This is a genomic window from Pseudomonas sp. NPDC089996, from assembly GCF_044748405.1.
Taxonomy (GTDB): Bacteria; Pseudomonadota; Gammaproteobacteria; order Pseudomonadales; family Pseudomonadaceae; genus Aquipseudomonas.
Genome location: NZ_JBIVGA010000044.1, coordinates 1 through 1,450, shown reverse-complemented (window position 1 = coordinate 1,450; position 1,450 = coordinate 1). Strand labels below are relative to the sequence as shown.

Sequence of the window (1,450 nt, the reverse complement as noted above, 5' to 3'; positions counted from 1 at the left end):
GTTCACCGCAGTGAACGGCGGCAACTTCGAAGCGGTCGACCTGACTGGCGCGACCACTACCGCCACTGTCGAAGACACCGTCGACACCACCACCGTGGCCGTTTCTGCCGAGCCGGCGAAGGAAGGCGACACCAATGTCACCTTCAACTTCCAGCTGAGCAACCCGCCGCAAGCTGGCACCACTGTGACCCTGACGGTCAACGTGGGCGGCACCAACTACACCGTGAATGTGGACTCCACTGGTAAAGGCACCCTCCAGGTCCCGAATGCCAACGGTGACGACGTCTATACCGATCCGTCGAAGCTGACCGCGACCGTCACCGCAGTGAACGGCGGCAACTTCGAAGCGGTCGACCTGACTGGCGCGACCACTACCGCCACTGTCGAAGACACCGTCGACACCACCACCGTGGCTGTTTCTGCCGAGCCAGCGAAGGAAGGCGACACCAACGTCACCTTCAACTTCCAGCTGAGTAACCCGCCGCAGACCGCGACCACGCTGACCGTGAATGTAGGCGGCACAATCTATACCGTAGAAGTAGACGTAACTGGTAAAGGTAGCCTGCAAGTTCCGAACACGAACGTGGAGGATGTGTATGTTGATGCAAGTGACGTCACGGCGACGGTAACCGCAGTAAATGGCGGTAATTACGAGATTGTTGATCTTGCTGGAGCTAGCAAAACTGTCACCGTCGAAGATACCGAAACGCCAGTGACTGCCGTCGTTACTGCAGCGCCGGTAAATGAAGGCCAGGACATCACCTTCAACTTTGCGATGAGCACCGCGCCACGTGCCGGTAGCGATCCGGTTGTGCTGAACGTGAAGTTCGGCGACGTCACCCACCAGGTCACTTTGGACGCAACCGGCCATGGTTCGCTGACTGTGGCCAACCCAAACGGCGAAGACGTGTTCGTCGACGCCGGCAGCCTCTCCGTCAACGTGCTGGGCGGTACCGGTGGTGGCTACGAGAAGATTGGCGCCTCGACTGGCAGCGTTCAGGTTAACGATACCGAGACTCCGGTCACCGCCGTGGTCACTGCTGCCCCGGTCAACGAAGGTCAGGACATCACCTTCAACTTCGCAATGAGCACTGCCCCGCGTGCGGGCAGCGAGCCAGTCGTGTTGAACGTGAAGTTCGGCGACGTGACTCACCAGGTCACTCTGGACGCAACCGGTCACGGTTCGCTGACCGTAGCCAACCCGAACGGCGAAGACGTCTTCGTCGACGCCGGCAGCCTGAGCGTCAATGTGCTGGGCGGCACCGGCGGTGGTTACGAGAAGATCGGTGCTTCCACCGGTACTGTTGACGTGCGTGACACTGAAACGCCGGTAACTGCTGTGGTTACTGCAGCCCCGGTCAACGAAGGCCAGGACATCACCTTCAACTTCGCGATGAGCACCGCGCCACGCGCGGGTAGCGATCCTGTCGTCCTGAACGTGAAGTTCGGC

At 60.2% G+C, this 1,450-nt stretch carries 1 protein-coding gene; it reads left to right on the top strand.

The features are described from left to right. On the top strand, positions 1 to 1,450 hold a 1,450-nt coding region (locus ACIPW4_RS27300; RefSeq protein ID WP_400663779.1), incomplete at both ends, for an immunoglobulin-like domain-containing protein.